This is a genomic window from Vibrio sp. L3-7 (genome assembly GCF_963898195.1).
Lineage (GTDB): Bacteria > Pseudomonadota > Gammaproteobacteria > Enterobacterales > Vibrionaceae > Vibrio > Vibrio echinoideorum.
In genome coordinates this window covers 203,233-225,920 of sequence record NZ_CAWQUW010000023.1, presented here as the reverse complement: position 1 = coordinate 225,920, position 22,688 = coordinate 203,233, and the positions used below count along the sequence as shown (strand labels likewise).

18 protein-coding genes are annotated in these 22,688 nt (G+C 44.0%); 6 read left to right on the top strand and 12 right to left on the bottom strand.

Annotation, left to right across the window (positions count from 1 at the left end; all coding sequences use genetic code 11):
* Nucleotides 1-170: 170 nt before the first annotated feature.
* The 5 genes from AACW75_RS16060 to AACW75_RS16040 form a co-directional block, all read right to left on the bottom strand.
* A complete protein-coding gene (locus tag AACW75_RS16060) occupies nucleotides 171-1,289 on the bottom strand; it encodes an HlyD family secretion protein (RefSeq protein WP_237297476.1) in 1,119 nt (372 codons plus the stop codon).
* Nucleotides 1,289-1,597, bottom strand: a complete 309-nt coding sequence (locus tag AACW75_RS16055; RefSeq protein ID WP_237297475.1) for a DUF3302 domain-containing protein — start codon at nucleotides 1,595-1,597, stop codon at nucleotides 1,289-1,291. Before AACW75_RS16055 ends, AACW75_RS16060 begins: the two co-directional genes overlap by 1 nt.
* A 577-nt stretch (nucleotides 1,598-2,174) precedes the next feature.
* On the bottom strand, nucleotides 2,175-2,420 hold the full coding sequence (locus AACW75_RS16050) for a hypothetical protein (protein WP_017074714.1): 246 nt from the start codon (nucleotides 2,418-2,420) through the stop codon (nucleotides 2,175-2,177).
* A 239-nt stretch (nucleotides 2,421-2,659) separates the two neighbouring features.
* Nucleotides 2,660-3,541 (bottom strand): DMT family transporter, encoded by an 882-nt coding sequence (locus AACW75_RS16045; protein WP_237297474.1) that lies wholly within the window; start codon nucleotides 3,539-3,541, stop codon nucleotides 2,660-2,662.
* 143 nt (nucleotides 3,542-3,684) lie between these two features.
* Nucleotides 3,685-5,016 (bottom strand): MFS transporter, encoded by a 1,332-nt coding sequence (locus AACW75_RS16040; protein WP_237297473.1) that lies wholly within the window; start codon nucleotides 5,014-5,016, stop codon nucleotides 3,685-3,687.
* A 400-nt stretch (nucleotides 5,017-5,416) separates the two neighbouring features.
* On the opposite strand from AACW75_RS16040, the gene kduD reads away from it, so the two are divergent.
* Complete coding sequence (gene kduD / locus AACW75_RS16035) at nucleotides 5,417-6,175, top strand: 2-dehydro-3-deoxy-D-gluconate 5-dehydrogenase KduD (RefSeq protein ID WP_114634776.1); 759 nt, start codon at nucleotides 5,417-5,419, stop codon at nucleotides 6,173-6,175.
* Nucleotides 6,176-6,240: 65 nt separating this feature from the next.
* On the top strand, nucleotides 6,241-6,879 hold the full coding sequence (locus tag AACW75_RS16030; RefSeq protein WP_017074718.1) for an RpiB/LacA/LacB family sugar-phosphate isomerase: 639 nt from the start codon (nucleotides 6,241-6,243) through the stop codon (nucleotides 6,877-6,879).
* Nucleotides 6,880-7,018: 139 nt separating this feature from the next.
* On the opposite strand, the gene AACW75_RS16025 is transcribed toward AACW75_RS16030, so the two are convergent.
* On the bottom strand, nucleotides 7,019-8,530 hold the full coding sequence (locus AACW75_RS16025; protein ID WP_237297472.1) for a DUF1214 domain-containing protein: 1,512 nt from the start codon (nucleotides 8,528-8,530) through the stop codon (nucleotides 7,019-7,021).
* Nucleotides 8,531-8,636: 106 nt separating this feature from the next.
* On the bottom strand, nucleotides 8,637-9,425 hold the full coding sequence (locus AACW75_RS16020) for a hypothetical protein (protein WP_054545795.1): 789 nt from the start codon (nucleotides 9,423-9,425) through the stop codon (nucleotides 8,637-8,639).
* Nucleotides 9,426-9,555: 130 nt separating this feature from the next.
* Between AACW75_RS16020 and AACW75_RS16015 the strand changes: the two genes are divergently transcribed.
* Nucleotides 9,556-10,482, top strand: coding sequence for a LysR family transcriptional regulator (locus AACW75_RS16015; RefSeq protein ID WP_237297471.1), 927 nt, complete (start codon nucleotides 9,556-9,558; stop codon nucleotides 10,480-10,482).
* A gap of 43 nt (nucleotides 10,483-10,525) precedes the next feature.
* On the opposite strand, the gene AACW75_RS16010 is transcribed toward AACW75_RS16015, so the two are convergent.
* The gene (locus AACW75_RS16010) at nucleotides 10,526-11,446 is read right to left on the bottom strand and encodes a LysR family transcriptional regulator (RefSeq protein ID WP_237297470.1); all 921 of its coding nucleotides are present in this window, start codon (nucleotides 11,444-11,446) and stop codon (nucleotides 10,526-10,528) included.
* Nucleotides 11,447-12,334: 888 nt separating this feature from the next.
* Here AACW75_RS16010 and AACW75_RS16005 point away from each other — a divergent pair.
* Nucleotides 12,335-12,625: a hypothetical protein gene (locus AACW75_RS16005; RefSeq protein WP_029225018.1), complete on the top strand. Its 291-nt coding sequence runs from the start codon at nucleotides 12,335-12,337 to the stop codon at nucleotides 12,623-12,625.
* 144 nt (nucleotides 12,626-12,769) lie between these two features.
* Here the strand turns inward: AACW75_RS16005 and luxN are convergent, their stop codons facing one another.
* Together luxN and AACW75_RS15995 are read right to left on the bottom strand one after the other, a co-directional pair.
* Entirely contained in the window at nucleotides 12,770-15,373 is a 2,604-nt protein-coding gene (gene luxN, locus AACW75_RS16000) for a quorum-sensing autoinducer 1 sensor kinase/phosphatase LuxN (RefSeq protein WP_237297468.1), read from the bottom strand.
* Nucleotides 15,366-16,601 (bottom strand): acyl-homoserine-lactone synthase, encoded by a 1,236-nt coding sequence (locus tag AACW75_RS15995; RefSeq protein WP_237297467.1) that lies wholly within the window; start codon nucleotides 16,599-16,601, stop codon nucleotides 15,366-15,368. The genes luxN and AACW75_RS15995 overlap by 8 nt, the downstream gene beginning before the upstream one ends.
* Before the next feature lie 442 nt (nucleotides 16,602-17,043).
* Between AACW75_RS15995 and AACW75_RS15990 the strand changes: the two genes are divergently transcribed.
* Both AACW75_RS15990 and AACW75_RS15985 read left to right on the top strand, forming a co-directional pair.
* Nucleotides 17,044-19,500: a M9 family metallopeptidase gene (locus tag AACW75_RS15990; RefSeq protein WP_237297466.1), complete on the top strand. Its 2,457-nt coding sequence runs from the start codon at nucleotides 17,044-17,046 to the stop codon at nucleotides 19,498-19,500.
* Nucleotides 19,501-19,763: 263 nt separating this feature from the next.
* Nucleotides 19,764-20,138, top strand: a complete 375-nt coding sequence (locus AACW75_RS15985; RefSeq protein ID WP_017074727.1) for a cystatin domain-containing protein — start codon at nucleotides 19,764-19,766, stop codon at nucleotides 20,136-20,138.
* A gap of 118 nt (nucleotides 20,139-20,256) precedes the next feature.
* Here AACW75_RS15985 and AACW75_RS15980 read toward each other — a convergent pair whose 3' ends face one another.
* Complete coding sequence (locus tag AACW75_RS15980; RefSeq protein ID WP_029225019.1) at nucleotides 20,257-20,835, bottom strand: hypothetical protein; 579 nt, start codon at nucleotides 20,833-20,835, stop codon at nucleotides 20,257-20,259.
* A 221-nt stretch (nucleotides 20,836-21,056) separates the two neighbouring features.
* On the bottom strand, nucleotides 21,057-22,655 hold the full coding sequence (locus tag AACW75_RS15975; RefSeq protein WP_017074729.1) for an isocitrate lyase: 1,599 nt from the start codon (nucleotides 22,653-22,655) through the stop codon (nucleotides 21,057-21,059).
* Between the last annotated feature and the right edge of the window lie 33 nt (nucleotides 22,656-22,688).

Sequence of the window (22,688 nt, the reverse complement as noted above, 5' to 3'; positions counted from 1 at the left end):
AATGCCAGACAGGCGTCATTCAACCAAGTAACTTAACTATTACTACGTTCCCTAAATTCAATGTTTATCGCGTCAGAGTATCAAACGCTGTTGAATTACAATCATACTGGCATAACCAACATGATTGTTTTCAACTTATGGCTTTAAAACGACTGCTTTTAAGTTGATGACTAACCTTCAAAAACCCAGTTTTGCCAGCTTTGCATACGTAGAATCACTTTACGCACGATAGAGAACATTTCCCATTTCGGTGAATACACGGCGACATGCGCGTCTGTACCTGCGGGGATAGGTTGACCATCCAATAACTCAGGTTGAACAAGCTCAACTTTCACTAATACGCGACCTCCGACTCTCTGAAGAGGATCATTTAGATTACCTGAAGGTGTGACGGCACCTTGTTTGAATATGTCCAATACATCCACGACTTTTGCTCGGTAAGCGTGGCCGGGAATGGTTTTGAAGGTCACTTCTGCTTCGTAGCCGGGTTTGATATAGCGCGCTGGGTTTTGTTTGAATGCCGCGACTATGGTTTTAGATTCGTCATGCACAAACGTTAGGTTTCCTTGGAAAGGAACGACACGGCTTTTCATACCTGGGCGCAACGCTACCTGTGTGACATAGCCATCTGTCGGAGCTACCACTAATGTTTTATTCAGATCGAACTGAGCTTTATCGAGCTCGGCAAGGTGAACCTTTTTCTCGGCCAGTTGCTGTGCAATCTTTGAGTCAGCGACATTCAGTTGAATGCGGTTTTGTGCCTGAACCGCTTTGAGCTCCGCTATGGAGTCAGTAAATTTGTCTACTTTTGTTTGAGAGGCAAAATCGCTCTTTGCCAACGCATTGAAACGGCTCAATTCCTTTTCATTGAAAACAAGTTGAGCTTGTGTTTTCTTGATGGATTCGCGGATGTTTTGCTTTGATAGAAGTAGCTCACTAATGGCAGCTTTAGTCGCGGTCACTTCCGCTTTGGCTCTTTCTACATTTGCTTGAAATGGGGTCGGATCGATTTGGTACAAAGGGGTGCCTTTCTTCAAAGCAATATTGCCTTGTACGAAAACATCGGTGATTTCACCTGAAACTTCTGAGGTGATTGGGGTGGTCACACTATACACACCGGCCACTCTTGCTACTGGCTGGTACATCGCCATGTATAAGAATATCCAACCGACTAGGAAGGCTCCAATCACAGTTGCGGTTGTAATCGTCCATTTGTTTTTAGGCAGTTTTAATACACGAAATACAATCACACACAGTGCAACGTAGCTTAGAATTATTAACGTTTCCATTACTGTTTCTCCTCGCTTTGTGCTTGCAGATCATCGATACGTTTTTCTAACTCATCGAGCTTTGATTGTTCTGTATTCGTCGTTCTCAATGGCTCACTCAACATGGCCCAAACCCAGAGTAGTGGCCACATGATGTGTAAGAAAAATAGGCTGATCCAACCCGCTACGTGGATGGCATCTTGATGGGGGTGATTGCGTTTTACAGCAATTTCATAAGGAATATCGTGAATAATAATGAGGCCGTACACTAGGATCAGTAGTACGAGGATCAGAATACCCAAAGATAAGTAATCTAAAGTAAGGTTCATAATGTTCTCTCTATTACGGATGAAATTGACCATTAATTTCAGCAGTATGAGAAAGCATAAAAGTTAACCCTTACCCAATCGATAGGGTAAAGGTTAAATGACATTTAAGTATTACTTAATTGAGAAGGCAGTTTTGCTTAATTAAATAAGAAGGTATCGTTTAGTTTAAAGATGGAGTCGCAGTAATTAGGACATCGCGAAACCATTTATGGCGTTGTCGTTACGTTGAGAATGATGCCAGGTTATATACATGGACACCGGCTCAGTCGAAAATGGCAATTCAACAATTCAACAATTCAATATCTATCGTTTTTTGACACTTTTTCGGCAATGGAACTCGCTGTTACACACCGCCAGTTTGTCTGGCTAGCTAATACCACTTCAGTGCGTACGGAACTTGTTTTGTAGACCCCTTCGTACCAGCTTCGGCACGTTACTGACTAACTTCAGATTGATGCTTTTCAGTGTCAAAGATAGTAGTACGCCTGTTTGATCGCTGCTGTTCACACCTAAGTCGATGTAAACGTTCTAGATGGTTATACATTAGTGCCGAGTGTTGCTTGTTATGATGTTGCCACTATATCGCAGGTTGTGGCGCTGAGTTTGTTTTGTGATTTTGCGTGAGCTTTTGAGGGGTAGTGTTTTCAACTTTGTCTGGAGACGTAAAATGCTTATCTGTTAGCGTCACCGTCATTGCTTCATGTTTCACGGTTATGGTTGCCACTTCTGATTGGGCTTCATTTGTCGTCGTGGGTTCAGCGAATGCCATTAGTGAGGTTGTAAATACGATTGTTGCTAGTGCGATTTGAGCGAGTGTTTTCATTTGACTGTATCCTATTGGGTAAGCGGAGATTACGAATAGCTGATACGTGCACTATAGAAATTATGTGAAAATGGTTCTTATCATTTTACGCCACCGTAAAACTTATACGGCGGCACAACAATATTACTGAGGTTATGGCTTTAGCTATATGGCTTTGAACATATAGCTTTGGGTATGTGGGCAAGATGACTTGCTAATTCCCGCTCGCTCTACACTCATAGCCGGTAGTGTGGGCCAACTTACTGCCACATCACCAAGACCGCTGCGATAGAAAGCAAGATGAGCGCAAGAATGTCTTTGCGAGCAATACTTTGCCCCAGCCAGAAGTAGGATATTAAGACCATGAAGATCACTTCGACTTGCCCGAGTGTTTTTACATAAGGCACGGCTTGAAGTGACATCGCGCTAAACCAGCCAAGGGAACCAATCACACTTGCTAGGCTTGTCATCACCACCAGTTTCGACTTGGTAAATATTTGGCGTAATGTGTCGCGTTCTCTGAAAAAGAGATACGTACAGATAATCACGGTCTGAAGGGAAATGACTAGGAAGAGTACCCATGCGGCGCTATGAGGGAAGGGGAGGCCGATGCTCAAGCTGGCCTCACGTACCCAAAGAGACGTTAAAGCAAAGGCGGTGCTGCACGCCATGCCTAAAAGAAAAACCTTGGGAGAGAGGCTTCGCCAGCCAGAAGAGCTACTCATGATTAGCACGCCTAACGTACCAATAAGAACCCCTATCCAGCCGGTCATCGTTAAAGCGGTGCCAAAGAACAATACAGAAAGAACCGCCGAAACGGGGGCTTCACACTTAGCAAGTCCGGCTCCAATCGCATAGTTTTCGAGTTTAAATAGCATCACCATTAACCCTGTCGCAAGGATCTGCATGATCGCTGCTGCAACGATGTAAAAACCAAACTCGCCGGAAAAGTTAGGAATAGCAACTGGCTGCCATTGATAGAGTGCACTGAGATAAATAAGTGCGATTGGGCCAGCCCAAATAAAGCGAGCCAGCGTCACACCTGCCACACTCATGGTGCCAGCTAGTTTACTTTGAAATGCATTGCGCCAAGATTGGCTGAAGGCTGCGAGAAGAGTAAAAGCTATCCAACTAAAAGACATGACGCTTCCATGTGTTATGTAAATTAATGATTATCTTAACAAAAAATATCATGATAAGAAGCGACATGGTCTATTTATAACCAGAGGCTCACCTTTCCGCTCTATTTGGTATCAGAGCGTTCTTGAAAAGGTCGACGTTTTCTTCAAAAGATAGGCTCTTTCTTGTTTTTGAAATAGAACAACGCGCTGATCGAAACGAACAACAACGTGAAGTAATAGAAGAACGAAGACAATGAAGCCAAGAAAGCGAGGTTCTGCTCTATCTCTTGTTCGGTGTAGCCTTGAGATACCAACTTGTAGTAGTAAGCGTACAAAATACCGATCAAACCGTATCCGAGATTAAACATCAGGCCTTTAAAGCTAAGAACAGTGGCTCGGTTGTGCGATTCGGTCTTTTTGTTTAGGTGGTAACTAATGAAAATGTTCATCGTCATGATAATAAATATTAACACCAGTGCAGGAATTACCCCGTAGATTGACCACTCCAAACTGATCCAATAATAAGTCGCCATGGTGGCAAAACCCATGACTGCGATAAACGTTTTGGGCGCCATACTTTCCGCTAATCGGCGGCTTTGTCCTGCCAGTATGATTTTGAGTAAACTGATCCCCGCGCCAATAAAACCAAAATAAATGATGGGGATATCAATGGCCAGATAGTATTGGCTGTTCATGGTTAAGAACATTCGCGATGTGTGTTCGAAGAGGCTGTAGTAGAGCAATATAAAAAACACATAAGGCGTAGCGAGTACCCACTTACCGGTGTCGGCAGTTAGTTTAAGGCTAGCTATAGATGTAGCTAACTTGGTTTGACCGCTTGGTAGGGTTTTTTTCTCTTCTCGCATGTTTATAGCCGCATAAATGGCGATCATCGCGACAAATAAGGTGGCGAACACGGGAATACGCATCAGGTCTTTGGTGCTTTCTGGCTCGGCTAATCCGAGGAAATGAAAGATGTTCGCCATAAAGTTCACGTCGTACATCGCTGCACCAATCAATGTGATAAAGATGCCGACGGTTGAGGCGACACGAAGTTGGATTTGTAACACTCGCGGCCACAACTCTTCATTACCTTGTTCTTTTAATGTGTCGTAAGCCAATGCCTCGTCGGCGCCGCTGGCCAGTGCCATCGCTAAGCCACTGAGAATCCGATTAATCAGAAAGACAATGAACACCAAGTTAGGGTTTCCGGTTGGCACTAAGGCGATCATCGCGATCTCAACAAACATCACAATCGAAGACAGCACTACAAGCTTTTTGCGCCCCAAGGTATCTGCGAACGCTCCTGATGGTACTTCTGCAAGTACGATGGTGGCAGCCCAAACCACATTCAGCATCGCGAACTGAGAGAGGGTTAGCCCGTAATCTAAATAGAGTAGGGTGAATATAGGGTAGTAAAAACGCGCAAAGTAGCTGCTTCGAAACATTAAGAAGTAGCGGACATTGGGAATGTTAAGGATCTCTTTGAGCGTCATGATAATTCAGTACTTTTAATAACACATTATTATGTATATACCGTTTAGCCTTTTAAATCATGGGATTGTTGCCAAATAGCTGAAATATCTGTTTTAGAGAAGCGGCGTGCTGCGCTTTTACTGCGGGCAATCGGCTTGTTTGTCGTCACTCCCTTTGACTCAGTGAATAGCTACACTTTTCTCTTCTAAAATCACACACCTATTTTGTACCGCTATTTTCCTACTTATCTATTTATTTACTTATTTATTTATTTACTTAGCTACCTACTTGTATGATTTTTACCTAAGTTTGGACTTCTTTAACGTTAGTCCCATCTTTATGTTTTATTGTATGATTAAATGACCGAGAGATATAAGCAGTGACGCCACAACACCAAACATAACTGAGGAAAAGAATACGATGCTAGAGTCATTCAATCTGGAAGGAAAAGTAGCGATAGTGACTGGTTGTAATACTGGCCTTGGACAAGGTATTGCAATGGGTTTAGCTGAAGCTGGTTGTAAGGTTGTTGGCGTTAATCGTACTGAGCCTAAAGAGACGATTGAGGTAATGAATGCCGCAGGTCACACGTTTTTAGATGTACGTGCCGACCTTCTAAAGCAAGAGTGCATTCCAGGCATTATAGAGAAAGCTTTGACTGAGTTTGGTCAGATCGACATCCTTGTGAACAATGCTGGCATCATCCGCCGTGAAGACGCCATTGAGTTCTCAGAGCGAAACTGGGATGACGTAATGAACATCAATACCAAGACTGTTTTCTTTATGTCTCAGTCTGTTGCGAAGCAGTTTAAGGCGCAAGGTACTGGCGGTAAAATCATTAATATTGCATCGATGCTCTCGTTCCAAGGTGGTATTCGTGTGCCTTCTTACACTGCATCTAAGAGTGCAGTGATGGGTATTACCCGAGCGATGGCGAACGAATGGGCTCGCGACAATATCAATGTAAATGCGATTGCCCCTGGTTATATGGAAACGAACAATACTCAAGCATTGCGCGAAGATGCAGACCGCAATCAAGCGATTCTTGAACGTATTCCTGCCGAACGCTGGGGTACACCGAAAGATGTGGCTGGCCCATGTGTGTTCTTAGCATCGTCAGCATCGGATTACATCAACGGCTACACTATTGCTGTCGATGGTGGTTGGTTAGCACGCTAACTATTCTTGTATTATTAGATGGTTAGAAATTATTAAATTTGCAGCAATATAGTAGGAGAACGTAAATGAAAATCGCACTAATGATGGAAAACAGCCAAGCAGGTAAGAATGCAATGGTTTCTGCTGAACTAGAGTCAGTAGCTGGTGGCCTTGGCCATGATGTGTTCAATTTAGGTATGACAGACGAGAACGATCATCATTTAACGTATATCCACTTAGGCATCATGGCGAGTATTCTTATCAACTCAAAAGCTGTTGATTTCATTGTGACTGGGTGTGGAACTGGTCAAGGTGCTTTAATGTCACTGAACCTACATCCGGGTGTGGTTTGTGGCTACTGTTTAGAGCCATCAGATGCGTTCTTGTTTAATCAAATCAATAACGGCAATGCTATCGCGCTTGCGTTTGCAAAAGGCTTTGGTTGGGCAGGTGAACTCAACGTTCGTTACATTTTTGAAAAAGCTTTCACTGGCGAGCGTGGTCAAGGTTACCCACTAGAGCGAGCAGAGCCGCAACAGCGTAATGCTGTGCTTTTAAATGAGGTGAAAGCGGCGGTAGTGAAAGATAACTTTATTGACTCGCTAAGAGCGATCGATCAAGAGTTAGTGAAGACAGCGGTTGGCAGCGAGCGTTTCCAGCAATGTTTCTTTGATAATTGCCAAAACCAAGACATTGCTGATTATGTTCGTTCGGTTTTAGATTAAATCTATCAAGGTCTTACCTAGTTATTAGATGAAGATAGAAAAGAAAAAGAGGAGCACTGAGGCTCTTCTTTTCTTTTGCTCTATGAACCTGTTAGTTTTTAGACGCATAGATAAATGATCTGTGATTCGTTCTAGATGATCAGTCCACACGCTTAAAGTTAGGCAGTAAGGTTTCAGACTGCTGCTCTACAAATCCTTTGCTTGGTGAATAAGCGCGGAAGTAAACAAACCAGTTTTCATCTTCTCGGGTTTGAACCCAGTTCGCTTCATTTACACCATTTGGCTTTGTTGGTGAGAAGTGGAACGTGTAGTTACCTTGTGTATCTTTAACCGTTCCTTCTATGTTTGAACCGACATCGGCACGCTCAATCTGATTGTCGATGATGGCACGGTTTTCGACGTTGTAGACGGTAATTGTCCAGAACAAATCGGCAAAATTTACATCCCCATCCAGTGTCAAAGTGTAGTGATTGCTGCCATTAAGTCCGTTGCCATTATCGTCACGGTAATTGTCTAGATAGATCTGACCCCAACCGCCGTTTTCAAAACCGTGCATCGCAATATCGTTGGTCACCGCTTCATAAAACCAAGCCGCACGTCCATCGAGATCCATACCGTAGTCACGATCTTGGTTCGGAGTCGAAGCGGTTGCTATTTCCCACGAATTTCCTTCATTACCGTAAGCTGCGTGTGGCAAGCGTTCCGTTTTGTTGAAGTCGATGTTCTTAACCATAGCTTCACCCATGACGACAGCTTGCTCTAAAATCTCACGTTGTTGAGCTGATGGCGTAAACGCTTTACCTTTCTCAATGCCTAATGGGCGCAGCATGTCGTGCATCATACGATCGCGCTCTGCTACTGGCTCAGATTGGATTGCTTCATTTAGCGTTTCCCAAAATGCCATACCACGTGGGTGTTTGGCATCTTCGCCACGCTCAGGGAAGTTCACCCCTTTATTGCTAAGTAGTTTGCCACTGAGGTCTGTGATTTTTAGCGCTTCTAAATCTTTCATACGTTGTTGTTCTGACTTAGCCATTAAGCGAACACCGAAGAAAACATTGTTTGTGTCAGACTCAAATACCTTCGCACCCTTTGGAAGGTTGCTCGGCGTTTCAGAACCTTTCGCTTTTACAACATAGACACCCGGTTCTGTCATCTGAGAAATGCCAATTTGCCACATGGTGTGTGCTGCGCCACGCAACTCATCCGTCGGGATCTCAATCACTACTGGTTCTTTCTCTACGTTAAACCAGGTAATCGCATAAGGCGTAGAGGTATTGTAAGTTAAGCCGCCCAGCTTGGATTCATGAGACTCAACGTAGGTGATTTGGCCATCTTCTGCTCCCATATCTGCATACGCTTTTTTCCACGCGTAGTTCGAGACTAAAGGTACCGACCAAATGTACGCTTGTGACGCGCGTTGATAATCCATTAATTCAAATAGCTTCTCTGAGCTTGCTTGTGTTGGAATGCCGTGAAGAAAGTCGGTTTCGAAAGTAAAGTCACCTGCACGCGTCTGGATCGTTTCTGTTGCGTCATCGTTTCCGGCTATCGCCGCTGCTGAAAATAAAGCCGTTACAGAAACGAGCATGGCAGCAGATCGTAATGGGCAAGTGAAACTTCCGACAAAGGCTTTAGATATCATATTCATAATGTGTCCTCAAAAACTCAAAATTGTTCGTTAAAACTGAAATAGCTCGTCAAACAGAAATCATGGGTTAAGGCTGCAAGAGCTTATCCGCACAGAAAATTACTGCTTAAAACTGATAGTTAAATTCGATACGGTGATCACCGTCTTCGATACTGGTGTTTTCTGTCCAGTTTGCGAAATAACGAACGTTGGCTCTTGGGTTAATTTGGTAACTTGCTGCAAACTCATGCGCGAGTACAGAATCACTGCCTTCAAAGCCATGATCTTTGAACGTTGAAGAACCAGACATTGTGCCTAAATACATAGGGTTATAGTTCAGCCAAATTTTGTCGGTAAGTTGCATCTTGGCGTACATCCCCGCTACGTAGAAAGTACCGTGCATGTTGTAGCGATCGCTGAGCTGCGCGGCATCGAGGTCGCCTCCCGTCCCTTCAACCAACTCTTCACCCGCAGCGATACCGAGACCAGCAAGCGGATAGAAGTTAAACATGCCCATCTGTGGTAGCGCCTGAATAAAGCTGTAAGACGCACTACCTTGATTACTATCGAAATCCCAAGACATATCGACTTGTGTACCTCGGCCATTGGTTAAATCCACACCGAAGTTTCTAAAACGAATCGAATCAATACTGTCGTCTGCGCCTCGGTTGTTCCAACCAACGGCTTCACCGGCGATGCCTTTTATTTCGAACACATTCATGCCCATGGTTGTGTCGCTACCAGTATCGTAGGTTTGGCCTATTTTTAGGTTTAGGCCTTTATCTGTGTAACCAAAGCCACCTTGTGTATACACCGCCAGAGGGTCGGACATATCTTGAATTTCGGTTTCTTCCGCGATAGCTAAACCAGCGAAAAGGAAAGAAGTAAGAGAAAGGATTGAACGGTGTAATAACATAGTTGCCTCATAAATTTATCTCACTACGTCCGTGTAACTCGTGAATGTGGGATAACTATACAAAGTGGACATTGTTAAGTTAATTCATATAAACTTAACCACTCGTTAATCTGTGCTTTATGGTTGTGTTATGAAACTGAACAATGTCGATTTGAACTTACTGAAAGTTTTTGTGGTGGTGTATCAGGAAAAGAGCTTGCGCAAAGCCGGCGAAAAACTGTTTGTTTCGACACCCGCGGTAAGCCAAAGCATCAAAAAGCTCAAGGAATCGTTAGGTGAAGAGCTGTTTGTTTTGTCTTATAAGCAGTTTCTACCAACGCCTTATTCCGATGATTTGTATCGACGTGTTTTTCCACTATTGGACGGATTAGTCACGGCGATAGAGGAGGGCAAGCAGTTTGCTCCTGCCGATCTAAACGAAGATTTTAAGATAGAGGCGAACCCTCATATTTTGCCTTGGTTAACACCAGCTCTCTTCCATCAACTCTCAATGGAAAGCCCGCTTTCTAGGCTGATAAGCCATACTAGTTCCCAAAACTCGTTAGAAAGACTTCGAAGTGACGACGTTGATTTTGTTATTCATTTTGAAGCGGAGAGTTTGCCTGCCGAGATCATTGCCGTGCCTCTCGTGACCTTAAAGTTTGTATTGGCCGTGAGGGCTGATCACCCTTTCAAGGCGTCTATCGCTACAATTGATGATTTGTTGTCCTTTCCATTCGCTCATGTTGACCTCGCTTACTTCGACCAAAACAAGCACTCGCGATTGGAAGAAGAAGTTTTAAGCCAAGGCAAGTCGATCAATATGGCGCTTCGAACCACGTCAATTGTTGGACTCATCGAAACGATCAAGCACTCCAACATTATTGCCCCTTGTATGCCTCCAGTGATTGAACAACATAAGGGAGTATTGCGCTCAATCGTGATTGAAGGATTAGAGGAGGGGGCTGAGGAAATGGAGGTATTCGCCTATCTTCACAAGAAAAACCAACATTCCTCAAAATACAAATGGCTACTGGATTTGATCGAAACTTCGATGGTGGATGCTAATCACTCGTAATAGCTAGTCTGGTTTGTTTTTGTCGGTGATAACAAGCACACCGTTATCTTGTGAACACTTCTTCAATACACGATTCAAGCCAGCGTATTTTGGATTGGTTACGGTGCTTACGTCCAATGGTCATGCCAATATCACTGTTCGGCATATTGGGTATGTGAGGGAATTTCACAAATGAAAACTCATCAGATAGTGAGTTCGCTAGTAATTTAGAGCAAGGGAACAACACATCACTCTGTTTTACGATTGACAATAAACTGTGTAGATAGGTCGATCGTATTTTCACTTCAGTATTGATTCCGACGTCCGCGAGCACGTTAGGGGCAAGTGCAATATTCTCGTTCCAATCACTCACTACTAAGCTTGCTAATTGAAGCGGCTCTTCCTGATCTTGTGGTAATAATGAGTCAGCAAGCGGATGCCCAGAGCGGCAGATCAAGACAAAGTCATCACTCGCTATTCGTTTTTGGTATACCTGCTTAGATAATTCTAATGGGTAGTAATTGATTCCTAAGTCGATTTCACCAGAGGTCATCAAGTCCGATGTATTTACTCCCCAATCGACGATGTTCACTTTCACCTTCGGGGCTTGTGCTAACAGAATATTAATCAGCTTCGCCGAGATGCTATTGGCAATGAACCCATTGATAGCAATGTTCACGGTGCCATCAAATTGAGCGACATCAAACTCAGATTCTGGTTCAAGCACTTGTTCTAATTGTAGTAACACTGGCATCAAGGTTTGTTTAATTTCAAGTAATTTAGCGGTCGGCTCTAAACCATGTTGTGAGCGTATGAACAGCTCATCGTCAAAGTAGTCGCGTAGCTTTTGTAATGAACGACTGATTGTGGGTTGGCTCGTAAACAGGAGTTCTGACGCCTTTCGAGTGTTTTTTACCTCGATCAACACCTTCAATACTTTAAGTAAGTTGAGGTCTAAGCGCTTAAAGCGGTTACTTATTATCATTGTGGGATCCAGAACAAAGATGATTAGATATACCTAAAGTGTATATCTTGTTTTCATATAATCAATTGGAGTATATCACGGCGCATCTACATACTGAGCTCATCGAAACAAACACGAGAAACCATCATGAATAAAACGACGTTAGCGACGCTACTAGCATTAACCGCATTTGGTGTAACGGCAGAGGACAACAATCGTTCATCTACCTATGACCATGCTGCCGTTGGTGGTGTTAACTGGGATAACTACCCTGAAGCCGAGTCTGATTGGAACTTCCTTGGATTACAAAACAAAGTGGGCGTAAACCATTGGCTGCACGCAGACCCAGTATCCAAAGATGCACAAACGGTGATTCGCTCAAATCGTGATGTCGTTTACTCGACGATGGTGGTTGACGTATCAGAAGGTGCAACGTTCCATGTACCAAAAGAAGATAACGATTATTTCCAGATCATTCATATCATGGACGAAAATCATCTTCTGCATAAAGTGGTTCGCCGTGGCGAAACGCTAACTCTAACCGCTGATGATCTGACGAACGGTACTCATGTCCATGTATTAGCGAGAACACGCATTGCAGAATCCATTGAAGATACTAAGCGTCGCCAGAGTCTACTCTCTATAAAAGCGAACTCAGCCACGCCTTATCAAGGCAAAGGTTACAACCCAAGCGACGTTGAAGATTATCGTTTAAAACTGATCAACAACGTGATGAAACATGGCGCACCGATTGAGGGCTTGAAAGGGTTTGGCGCCACGTTAGATGACTTGGAAGATCACCATTTTAAATATGTGACGGCGTTTGGCTATGCAGGGCTACCGGCAGATACAGCGCAATATTTGGAGCGTGTTCCCGGCCAAGGTAAAACTACCTGCCAAGAGTGGACTATTCCAACACCGAACCTAGACTTTGAAGGTCGTGGTGGTTATTACTCTTTGACCACTTATGGCGCAAACGGTTGGATTGATTCTGAGCAATTCTATGCGTCTGGCGAGTCCATGCGTGACAACGGTGATGGTACCGTTTCGGTCACGTTCAACTGTGATACTGGTGCTGAATATGACTTTGAAGTTTCTGAAGGTTGGGCGGGAGTACTGCGCTTATACGAACCAATCGATGTAAACGAGACTCTAGAGTACATGGAAGCATTGCGCCAAATCGAGATTAAAGAGCTTTAGTCAATTATTGATACCAAGCCCTTTGAATTTTAAAATCCCCTCAAGAAAGGCTCTTGCGGGGATTTTTAATTAATCACTGGGTTGTCCAATTGCTGGTTTACTTATCGAGTCGTTGTTCTCATAGGATTAGCGACTTTATTGCATCTAGTCTTCACTTTGTGTTTCTTTAGAAACGTTCGATCTCATGTCTTTCTTCAGCCAGTTATCGAGTACATGTTGCAGTGCTTTCAAAGAGGTTGGCTTCTCTAGGCGACCATCCATCAGTTTGCTGATCATATCTAACTCGTGTTGTCCCGACTCCCCAGACAAAGCAATGATGGGTGTTTGAGGTGAACGCGCCTTGATGATCTGGCTTGCGTCAAAGCCATTCATTATTGGCATTTGTACGTCCATTAAGATCAAATCAACTTTGTGTGATCTGAACAGATCGACAGCATTTTCCCCGTTTTTGGCTTGCAAGCTATTTACGCCAAGTCGGCTCAGGTACATCTGAACAAGCGTGCGTTGTACCTCTTTGTCGTCGACGATTAGCACGGTGGGTGCGAGGTGGTCTAATTGTTCTTGAACGCTACTTGGAGCATGTTGACTCGTTTGTAAACCTGCTTGTATATCCGCTTTGGTTTTATCTTCACTCGTTGATTGGCTTTGCTTCCAATCATTGAAATCAGGCGTACGAAGCGCGTCTGCTTTGGGCGCATTAGGTACCACTGGGAAATACAGGTGGAATTCAGTAAATTTATCCAGTTTAGAGTGGCACTCAACTCGACCGCCAAATGAGCGCATTACGCGTTGGCAATAACCTAATCCTAAGCCGCTACCACCACTTTTTTGATACGAGAAAAAGTCATCGAAAATCTTATGAGCAATGGTTTCGTCAATGCCCGGACCTGTGTCTCGGAAGATGAGAATGTTCTCGTAAGAGCCGGTTTTAGTGCTGATCTCAATTTGGCTCTCTGGATAAGAATCAAAGTAATAGATCGCATTACGTATCAGGTTGAAAATGACAAAATTGAATAAGGTCTCATTGAGTTTTGCGACAAAATCAGCATGTTGTGGTAAACGAATTCGTTCAATAATCTTCTCGTTTTCAAAACCGTATTGGCTTACTGCTTGATCCACAGCTTTGTGAATGGAGGTCATCGCAACCGGCCCATGCTCCGGTGAGCTGTCACTGACCTCACGCAAGATGATGTCAATCAATTGTCGCCCACGTTGAATGGCAGCTTGGCCGTTCTCAATATCAAGCAGTATCTGTTTTGCTGGTGCTTGGTTATCAATGTGCTGCTTTAGTACTTCAAAATGCAATTGTACTTGAGCGAGCGGGTTACGCATCTCATGAGCAATTGAGTTCGCTAGTGCACGGCTTTGACGAATGCGTCGATCAGCTTCGATGGTACTTTGCACACGAGTTAACAGGGTTTGCAGTGCCAAGATCTCTTCATTAGAAAACATCTGGTCGTTGCTCTTGTGTGATGATATCAATAAGTGCGAGACAGACTGCCCTTGACCAAACAAAGGCATAACTAAGGCAGTGTTATTCGAGCTCATCTTGTCATAAAGCGCCCTGATCGAGCTTTTCGTAGGCTCTGCGTAATCTAACTCTTCAGAAAGTTCATCGAATAACAAAACGGACTTATTTGTTGAAAGGTAGTCTTCGTAGAAGGTCTCGTTGTAGTTGCTGTTAACGAGGCGCAATTTGTCCTCTGGAATTTGCAGTAGGTTGCCCAAGCGACGCATCGCGTCATCAATCGATAGTTTGAAGTCTTCTTCTAAAGCAAGGATTTGCTGTACAGGCGTTTTCTTGTTTCTGTAAACCAATAAAGAGGCGTAATGGCTCACGCGTTTGTAGAGTACATGCCAAGTGATGCCGATAAGCGCACAGATAGGTATTGCGATTAGCCATTGGTTGTTGTCGGTCAATGGGATGAATATTGCGCCGAAAGGTATCACTAAAATTGCACACACCAATAGCGCGTTAAGGCTCATATAAGCTAGGTATTTAACACTGTAGAAGCGAGAGGTCAGCAGAGCATAACCAACGAACAGCATCTCACTAATAGACAACGCTGGTGGTAACCAGGTTAGTGAGAAATCATGCATGAAGTATGTCATGCCAAGGTGAATGGTTGCGGTAGAAAGCATGAAAACTAAGATACCCGCAATCATGTAACTGGTTTTGGCGAGTATTAATTTGCTGCTATTAGCTCGCATGGCCACAAGGTTGGTTAAGGTCAGGACAACAAAGCTCACCAGTCCGATAAAGAAATATGGCGTATGAGGACCAAACTCAATAACGAATTGGCTTGGGCCGACAATGTCGACGTGTTCAACGGTTAACCCCGGACTTAAATTAATAAAGAGGGCATAGACTGATGATCCGACAAAAATAGCCTGTTGCCATATGTGTACTTTACCATTGCGTTGCTCGGCTGCGAGCTGACACGAGAAGTAGTAGGCAAATGCAAACGCAAAGAAAGAGGCGAGATTGGCAAATTTTGCCGCCAACACCGCGGCCGAAGCGCCAAGCTCAGGTAATAAGTCGGTATGGAAATACGCGTTGCTGCTGATCCACGCAACAATGCAAACCGAGTAAGCAATGTAAGGCACATGGTGCGTGCCCGCGATGGCTTCATTTTTTTGCTTCAGACGATAGCAATAGTAGAGTAACCACATCACTACGATTGCTGCCGTCATAAGAAGCGTTATCGCTTTGGCATAGATGATCGCCTCTAGGCCGAAATCAAACATGTTCATCTCTTTTTACCGAACTTAGTTTTTCTATCGAGCTTACTTTTTTTACTGAGCCTAGCTTTCTACTCTCACGCACTGCGCGTTTGTAGCGACGAAAATCGGTGTTATTAAATACTTTGACCATCACTTCGAAATTCCACAATCCACGATAAATGGTTGTACCGTCATCATTCAACTCGCAATATCCGGAATGGAAATACGCTTTGGGATCGATAGCTTGATAAAACTGGAGCATGAAAGGCTGCTCGATAATGGTGAAGCCGATTTTGTACCCTACTTGGTGCAATACACTCATTAGTTCTTTTTGGGCGAGATAGAGGAAATAGAGTCTTTGTGGAGTATTACCGCTTACTGTCAGGCGGAGCACTTCACATATGGCACTTTTGTCAGACAATTGTAACTGAAACTTATTATCAAATTCTAGGAGAGAATGACATTTTGACAGTGTAGACGGTGTGAATATCTGTAACCCAGCCAAATCATCGTAACCATGATCGGGTAAACAGTATTGCCACTGTTCATTGCTGAACGGTGGCGCGTAACTTAACCAAGTTTCATTCTTAGACCAATCTTGAATCAACGCAGAAGAAACTAGGGTTGGGAAAGCTTCATCGGTCGGGTGTTTGAGTAAAATAAAGTGCTTACCCGTTTGTGAAAGGTGGAGTAAAGGTAGCATCTCAAACCATTTCTCTCCCTTGATAAAAACCTCAAGATTACTCAACGCGATGGCATCACTGATTGGCATGGCTTGAGGGTGACAGGGTGTTTGCACCATAAGCTGATCATTCTCTATCTGTTCAATGATGGCACCGTAGTAAGCGCTGTCTTTGATAGGGAGTTCTATATGAGAGGATACACTCGCATCGAATGGTGATTTCGCTTTTATTGCGGCAATTTCACATTCACACCAAAAGTCTAACCAATGTGTGTAACAATCGCCGGCTGCCGTTTCCAGCAACGTCATCTCTGTCGATAAAGTGTTTGGATAGTGTTGGATGAGATCACGATAGTCCATCAATTCAAATAGCACTGAGAAGCTGTTATTTTGATGCTCAGGGAAAAGCAATTCCAGCTGGCTTGTGCGATATTTTGTAATGGTTTGGAAAAGAGCAGTGCGTTCTTGTGGCTGATAAGTACTGATAACGAGCTCTATCAGCGCTCGCTGTTTTTTTTCGATAGACAGACTGCTAGCCAACAGTGAGCCTAAAGACGACGTTATTTTCATTTGATTAACCGAACCTAGCCTAGGTTTATATAATTATTTTTATTCGATTTGCACTGTCTACAGGACACAAATTTTTTAGTATTTTTTGAGTCATGTTACTTGGAGCGAGTCTGCCGTAACGTTACTTGAGCCTATGACTTGAGAGATAAGTTGCATAATCGGTCGCAAGTTTACTACTTGCGGTCATCCTTAACAACATAGCCTTGCCATATCTAAATCAATTAATGATCAAATAAACTACCTTATTATCAGTAGTTTGTATTATTCGATAGTGTTTTGAGCTTATGAGTTCTTGTCGAGCATAAACCTTTGAATTTATAAAATAACGCAAAATATCTATTTTTTGAACCAACCTCATAAATCATAAGCAACTGAATTCACCTTGTTAATCGTAAGGAATATAACGGCGACCCAAAATATATAATTAACTAATGAGTGTTGTATGTCTCATACCCGTTTATTCCCACGTCATCGTTTGGCGATCGCTTGTGTGCTTGCCAGTGTTTCCAGTTTCTCTTTTGCCGAAAATCAATGTGATGTTTCTGATCTTCAGTTGGCCTCTGATCTCGCTCTTTCTGTCTCTACGGCGGACTACAGTTGCTATGGTTCTTGGTTCTCTGCATCTGAAAATGCATTAAACAATATTTACAGTGAAGCGAGCTTAAGCCGCATTCAAGCCACGCTGAACCTAGAAATTGCCGGTTATCGAGGCGAAGAAGAACAAGCTCGTAAACTCGAAAACCTTGGCGAGTTTGTTCGCGCCGCTTATTACGTTCGCTATAACGCGCAAGCGGAAGATTTTTCTGATGTGCTGAGCCAACGTTTTGCACAGTCGACCAACTTGTTCCTCGCTAACCCTAATGCTTTAAACCAAGGCCGACAGCAAACTGGTGCAATGAAAAGTCTGACTCTTATGGTCGACAATGTTAAGCAGCTGCCACTGACTATGGATGCGCAACTTGCGGCACTTCGCCACTTTAACCGAGAAACTGCGCAAGACTCGCAATGGGTCGATGGGCTAAACAATTTGTTTCGAGCGATGGCAGGTCATGCGGCTAGAGATGATTTTTACGATTATATGGCGAGTCATACTCAGCATATCGATACGCTTGCGGCGTTTGCTCGTGATAACACGTGGGCGTTAGATACTGATGCGAGCTTCCTTGTTTATAACGCAGTCCGTGAAACAGGTCGCTTGCTTGCAAGCCCAAACAAAGAAACTAAAGACAAAGCACTGCGAGTGATGCAGCAAGTGATGGTACAAAACCCGCTTGGCAGTGAGCAAGACAAACTTTGGTTAGCGGCAGTAGAAATGATGAGCTATTTCGCACCGGAAGGTCTAAATGGCTTGAATATTGAGCAAGCCAAGCGCGATCTAGCCATGCGTGTACTTCCTAACCGTCATGAATGCCAAGGGCCTGCGATTATTCGTTCTCAAGATTTAAGCCAGTCACAAGCTATGGAAGCGTGTGATGTGTTGGCAACGAAAGAGGCGGATTTTCATCAAGTGGCAAATACTGGTCAACAACCCGTCGCAGACGATAACAACAACCGAGTAGAAGTCGCGGTGTTCGGGAGCAAAGGCAGCTATGTGGATTACTCCGCTTTCTTATTTGGTAACACCACAGACAACGGTGGTCAGTACTTAGAAGGAAACCCATCAGAGGTAGGCAACGTGGCGCGTTTCGTCGCCTATCGTTACGCTAACGGAGATGACCTTTCAATTCTCAATTTAGAGCATGAGTACACTCACTATCTCGATGCCCGCTTTAACCAATATGGTTCGTTTAACGACAATTTGGCGCATGGCTACGTCGTGTGGTGGCTAGAAGGTTTTGCAGAGTACATGCATTACAAGCAAGGCTACGAGGCTGCGGTAAGCTTGATTAACAGCGGGAAGATGAGCTTATCGGATGTGCTTGCAACCACTTACTCCCATGATTCTAATCGTATCTATCGCTGGGGCTACTTGGCGGTGCGCTTTATGATGGAAGAACATCCTCAAGAAGTGCAGAGCTTGTTGGCACTGTCTCGATCTGGCCAGTTTTCCGAATGGGCGCAACAGGTAAAAGTGTTGGGTCAGCAATACAATGGTGAGTTTGAACGTTGGTTAGAATCAGTTTCAACTGAATCAGAAATACCAAATCCAGATCCTAACCCAGGAGAGCCGACTGATCCCACAGAGCCGACAGATCAAGTCACTGTGCTTGTCTCAAACCAAGATGTGCTGTTAACCGGCACGGCTTATAGCGAACAGCTTTTCTACATTGATGTACCAGAGAACACCACGCATTTTGAGGTTTCGATTGAAGGTAATGCTCTGGGCCAAAGCCAAGGTGATGCTGACCTCTATATGAGTTACGGTAAAGAGGCGCATTATTACGACTTCGAGTTTAGCCAATACGGCAATGGCAGCAATGAAGTTGTGGTGTTCGAACCTGGTTCATCGGGTTATATCAAACCGGGTCGTTACTACATGAGCATCACGGGTCGCACCGATTTTAGTGGTGTGACGTTGGTGGCATCCGTAGAGACGAAAACGCCAACACCACCAATCCAAGAACAAGATGATTTAACGCCAGTGATCTTTGAATCTGGTAAAGCTCAAATCCTGACTGTTCATCAACGTCGCTATGCTGCGGTGTATGTTCCAGAAGGTGTGCAAGAGGTGCGAGTGTGGTTAACGGACAAAAACACCGCTCAACCAGATACTGGTAATGTCGATCTGTTTGCTAGCAGTACATATTGGCCAACCGCAGGGCAGCACGAGTATGCGTCTAACTACGTAGGCAGTAATGAGTATCTGCAAATCCCTGTAACAGAAGAAGGCTATTTACACTTCTTACTGAGTGCAGAACAACAAGGGGATGATGTCGAGATGTTGGTGTACTTTCATTAACCAACATAGCACTAGATAAAATGGCATTAACAAATAACACCATCTAAAACGTTACTCCTATAAAGGGTCACAATATCCGGTGGATAAAAGCTGGGCATGAATGTCCGGCTTTGTTTTTTCTGACACTGTTCTGTGTTTATGGGTTAGCGACACCATGATTTCTGATGAAGTGATGACATTTGAGGTTTAATCTTGAAGGCATATGAAACACCTTTGCGAGTAAGCACTCGTTAATGGCTGAATGAATTATTTAGTGAGGATTTATGAGAAAAGCATTATTGGTTACTTTGGTAGGTGTCGTAGTTTTAGCTGGATGCAGTCAGAAGGGCGAAGTGATGACTCAATCACAAGAGAAGGCGAATCCAATCTGTAGTACTCAGAACCTTACTGGCGGTTGGTCGAAAAGTGATATCACACCTCAAGCTGAGCAAGCTTTAAACGCGGTTCTTGGTCAAATGAATACCGCTGCCGAGCTCAAACAAATCTTGAGTGTTCGAACTCAGGTCGTCGCTGGTTTGAACTATGCTATCGAGTTTGAAATGGATAATGGTGAGGTGTGGAATACCGTCGTTTATCGTTCGCTACAAGGTGATATCGAAATGATGCAAGCTGCGCAGCAAGGCCGTCTGTGTCTATAGTATAGATATTTTCACTACCTATATTTTTAGGTAACTTATGTTTGTATACAGAAAGTAGAAATGGCTCCGTATTGGGAGCCATTTTTAATTCTAATTAAGGTCGGTTGATTGAACGGTATTAGCTGGTCAGTTCGGGTTCCAATAACTCTTGAACACAAGCACGGCTGATGTCTTCATCAATGTACGCCATTCCAAGTTTATTCAAGTAGTCCATACGGTCAGCCGTTCGCAGTTCAATATCTGGACCTGAGATGTTGTTCTCTTGATAGACTTGAGCTAAATGAACCATGAATTGCTCACCAACACTCATCATTAATAGGCTCATTGCGCCTACGTCCGGTTTTACTTTTGCTTGTTGTTTTTCAGATAGACTGACTGCTAACACGATAGGGTGCTCTTCGCCTTCGAAACGAACGCTACGCTCTCTCACGGTTTGTTGAGCCCAGTAATATGCGAGTTCTTTGCTCTGAGTAAGAAATACAGGCTCTACTGATTCTGTGTAGTTGTTGCCGATGGTTGACATGGTTTTTAAAGCGGCTTCATTGAGGGCTTTGTCGCCTGAGCGTTTGAGGCCTTGACCTTGAATTGATGCGAGTAAGGCAGAAGACGTGCCGTGATACCAAGTATCACCAGTAGCGAAGCCATTTTCTGATAGCAACGTTTTTGCATCTTGTAGGTGTGTCGGTATTGAAGTCATAGGCACTCTCAACAAATAGGAATATCAATAAACAGGAATATCAAAAAATATGAATATAGTTAGCTTAAACAGAATTTTCTAGCGTAACAGTGGTATGGAACACAAATCTGAGGCTTTGAGATGAAGCTGGCAGTACAAGCTTCATCTCAAAACCTCCTCCCTCCGAAAACCTAACAGGGAATGAGGAGGGGGAGATTTTATTGGGGGAAAGCTGTTAACAATTAATCAAATTGATTTGATGTATTCGCTTCACCCGCTGCTTTTAGTGCATTCTCACCAGCAAAGTACTCTTTGTGATCATCACCCATGTCTGAACCCGACATGTTTTGGTGTTTAACACATGCGATGCCTTGGCGGATCTCTTTACGTTGAACATTCGCAACGTAGCCCAGCATACCTTGGTCACCGAAATATTCTTTTGCAAGGTTGTCGGTAGACAGTGCCGCTGTGTGGTACGTAGGCAAAGTAATCAAGTGGTGGAAGATACCGGCTTCACGAGACGCATCGGCTTGGAACGTACGAATCTTCTCGTCTGCACTTGCAGAAAGTTCAGTTTCGTCATACTCCGCGCTCATTAGGCTTGCACGGTCGTAAGCTGATACGTCTTTACCTTCTGCTGCCATTGTATCGTATGCTTGTTGACGGAAGTTTAGCGTCCAGTTGAATGATGGAGAGTTGTTGTATACCAGTTTCGCGTTAGGGTGAATTTCACGTACGCCGTCCATCATCTCTTTGATTTGACCAATGTGTGGCTTCTCAGTCTCAATCCAAAGTAAGTCAGCACCTGCGTTGATAGCTTCGATACAGTCAAATACACAGCGGTCTTCACCAGTACCTTCACGGAATTGGTACAAGCCAGATGGTAGACGCTTAGGACGAACTAGCTTGCCGTCGCGGTTAAAGCAAACATCACCTTCAGCCATATCTGCAACATCGATCTCTTCAACATCTAGGTATGAGTTGTAGATATCGCCTTGGTCGCCTGGCTCTTTCACTACTGCAATTTCTTTTGTTAGGCCAGCACCTTGTGAATCGGTACGAGCAACAATAACGCCGTTGTCGATGCCTAGTTCAAGGAAAGCGTAACGAAGTGCGCGAAGTTTCGCGTGGAAGTCAGCGTGCGGAACCGTTACTTTACCGTCTTGGTGGCCACATTGCTTTTCATCGGCTACTTGGTTTTCGATTTGTAGACAACATGCCCCCGCTTCAATCATTTGCTTAGCCATTAGGTAGGTCGCTTCTGCGTTACCGAAACCTGCATCGATATCAGCGATGATTGGCACTACGTGAGTCACATGATTGTCGATTTTATCTTGGAGACGGTCTTGCAGGTTAACATCGCCAGCTTCACGTGCAGCATCTAGCTGACGAAATAAACCACCCAGTTCACGAGCATCAGCTTGGCGTAGGAAGGTGTATAGCTCTTCTACTAAGCCTGCTACCGATGTCTTCTCATGCATGGATTGGTCTGGTAGTGGACCGAAATCTGAACGAAGTGCAGCAACCATCCAACCCGAAAGGTATAGGTAACGACGATCGGTTTTACCATCGAAGTGCTTTTTAATAGAAATCAGCTTTTGTTGGCCGATAAAACCATGCCAACAACCTAAAGACTGCGTGTACTGAGAGCTGTCTTCGTCGTAGGCCGCCATGTCTGCACGCATGATGTCTGCCGTGTATTGCGCAATATCCAGACCTGTTTTGAATTTGTTTTGAGCTCGCATACGAGCTGCAGATTCAGGGTTGATTGCATCCCATGGAGCACCAGCAGCGCTTTTTGCAACTTCAATCATTTCGATATCTTGTGTAATTTGCGACATAACTATTCCTTAGTTTCTCGTGGACATGTTGGC

Bases quoted from the DNA above. Each gene is read 5' to 3' on its own strand.
- AACW75_RS15990 (WP_237297466.1), top strand. From the start codon at position 17,044: ATGTCTCATACCCGTTTATTCCCACGTCATCGTTTGGCGATCGCTTGT.
- AACW75_RS15975 (WP_017074729.1), bottom strand. From the start codon at position 22,655: ATGTCGCAAATTACACAAGATATCGAAATGATTGAAGTTGCAAAAAGC.
- AACW75_RS15985 (WP_017074727.1), top strand. From the start codon at position 19,764: ATGAGAAAAGCATTATTGGTTACTTTGGTAGGTGTCGTAGTTTTAGCT.
- luxN (WP_237297468.1), bottom strand. From the start codon at position 15,373: ATGTTTGATTTCGGCCTAGAGGCGATCATCTATGCCAAAGCGATAACG.
- AACW75_RS16015 (WP_237297471.1), top strand. From the start codon at position 9,556: ATGAAACTGAACAATGTCGATTTGAACTTACTGAAAGTTTTTGTGGTG.
- AACW75_RS16045 (WP_237297474.1), bottom strand. From the start codon at position 3,541: ATGTCTTTTAGTTGGATAGCTTTTACTCTTCTCGCAGCCTTCAGCCAA.
- AACW75_RS16050 (WP_017074714.1), bottom strand. From the start codon at position 2,420: ATGAAAACACTCGCTCAAATCGCACTAGCAACAATCGTATTTACAACC.
- AACW75_RS16025 (WP_237297472.1), bottom strand. From the start codon at position 8,530: ATGAATATGATATCTAAAGCCTTTGTCGGAAGTTTCACTTGCCCATTA.
- AACW75_RS16055 (WP_237297475.1), bottom strand. From the start codon at position 1,597: ATGAACCTTACTTTAGATTACTTATCTTTGGGTATTCTGATCCTCGTA.
- AACW75_RS16030 (WP_017074718.1), top strand. From the start codon at position 6,241: ATGAAAATCGCACTAATGATGGAAAACAGCCAAGCAGGTAAGAATGCA.
- kduD (WP_114634776.1), top strand. From the start codon at position 5,417: ATGCTAGAGTCATTCAATCTGGAAGGAAAAGTAGCGATAGTGACTGGT.
- AACW75_RS16020 (WP_054545795.1), bottom strand. From the start codon at position 9,425: ATGTTATTACACCGTTCAATCCTTTCTCTTACTTCTTTCCTTTTCGCT.
- AACW75_RS16060 (WP_237297476.1), bottom strand. From the start codon at position 1,289: ATGGAAACGTTAATAATTCTAAGCTACGTTGCACTGTGTGTGATTGTA.
- AACW75_RS16010 (WP_237297470.1), bottom strand. From the start codon at position 11,446: ATGATAATAAGTAACCGCTTTAAGCGCTTAGACCTCAACTTACTTAAA.
- AACW75_RS15980 (WP_029225019.1), bottom strand. From the start codon at position 20,835: ATGACTTCAATACCGACACACCTACAAGATGCAAAAACGTTGCTATCA.
- AACW75_RS16040 (WP_237297473.1), bottom strand. From the start codon at position 5,016: ATGACGCTCAAAGAGATCCTTAACATTCCCAATGTCCGCTACTTCTTA.
- AACW75_RS15995 (WP_237297467.1), bottom strand. From the start codon at position 16,601: ATGAAAATAACGTCGTCTTTAGGCTCACTGTTGGCTAGCAGTCTGTCT.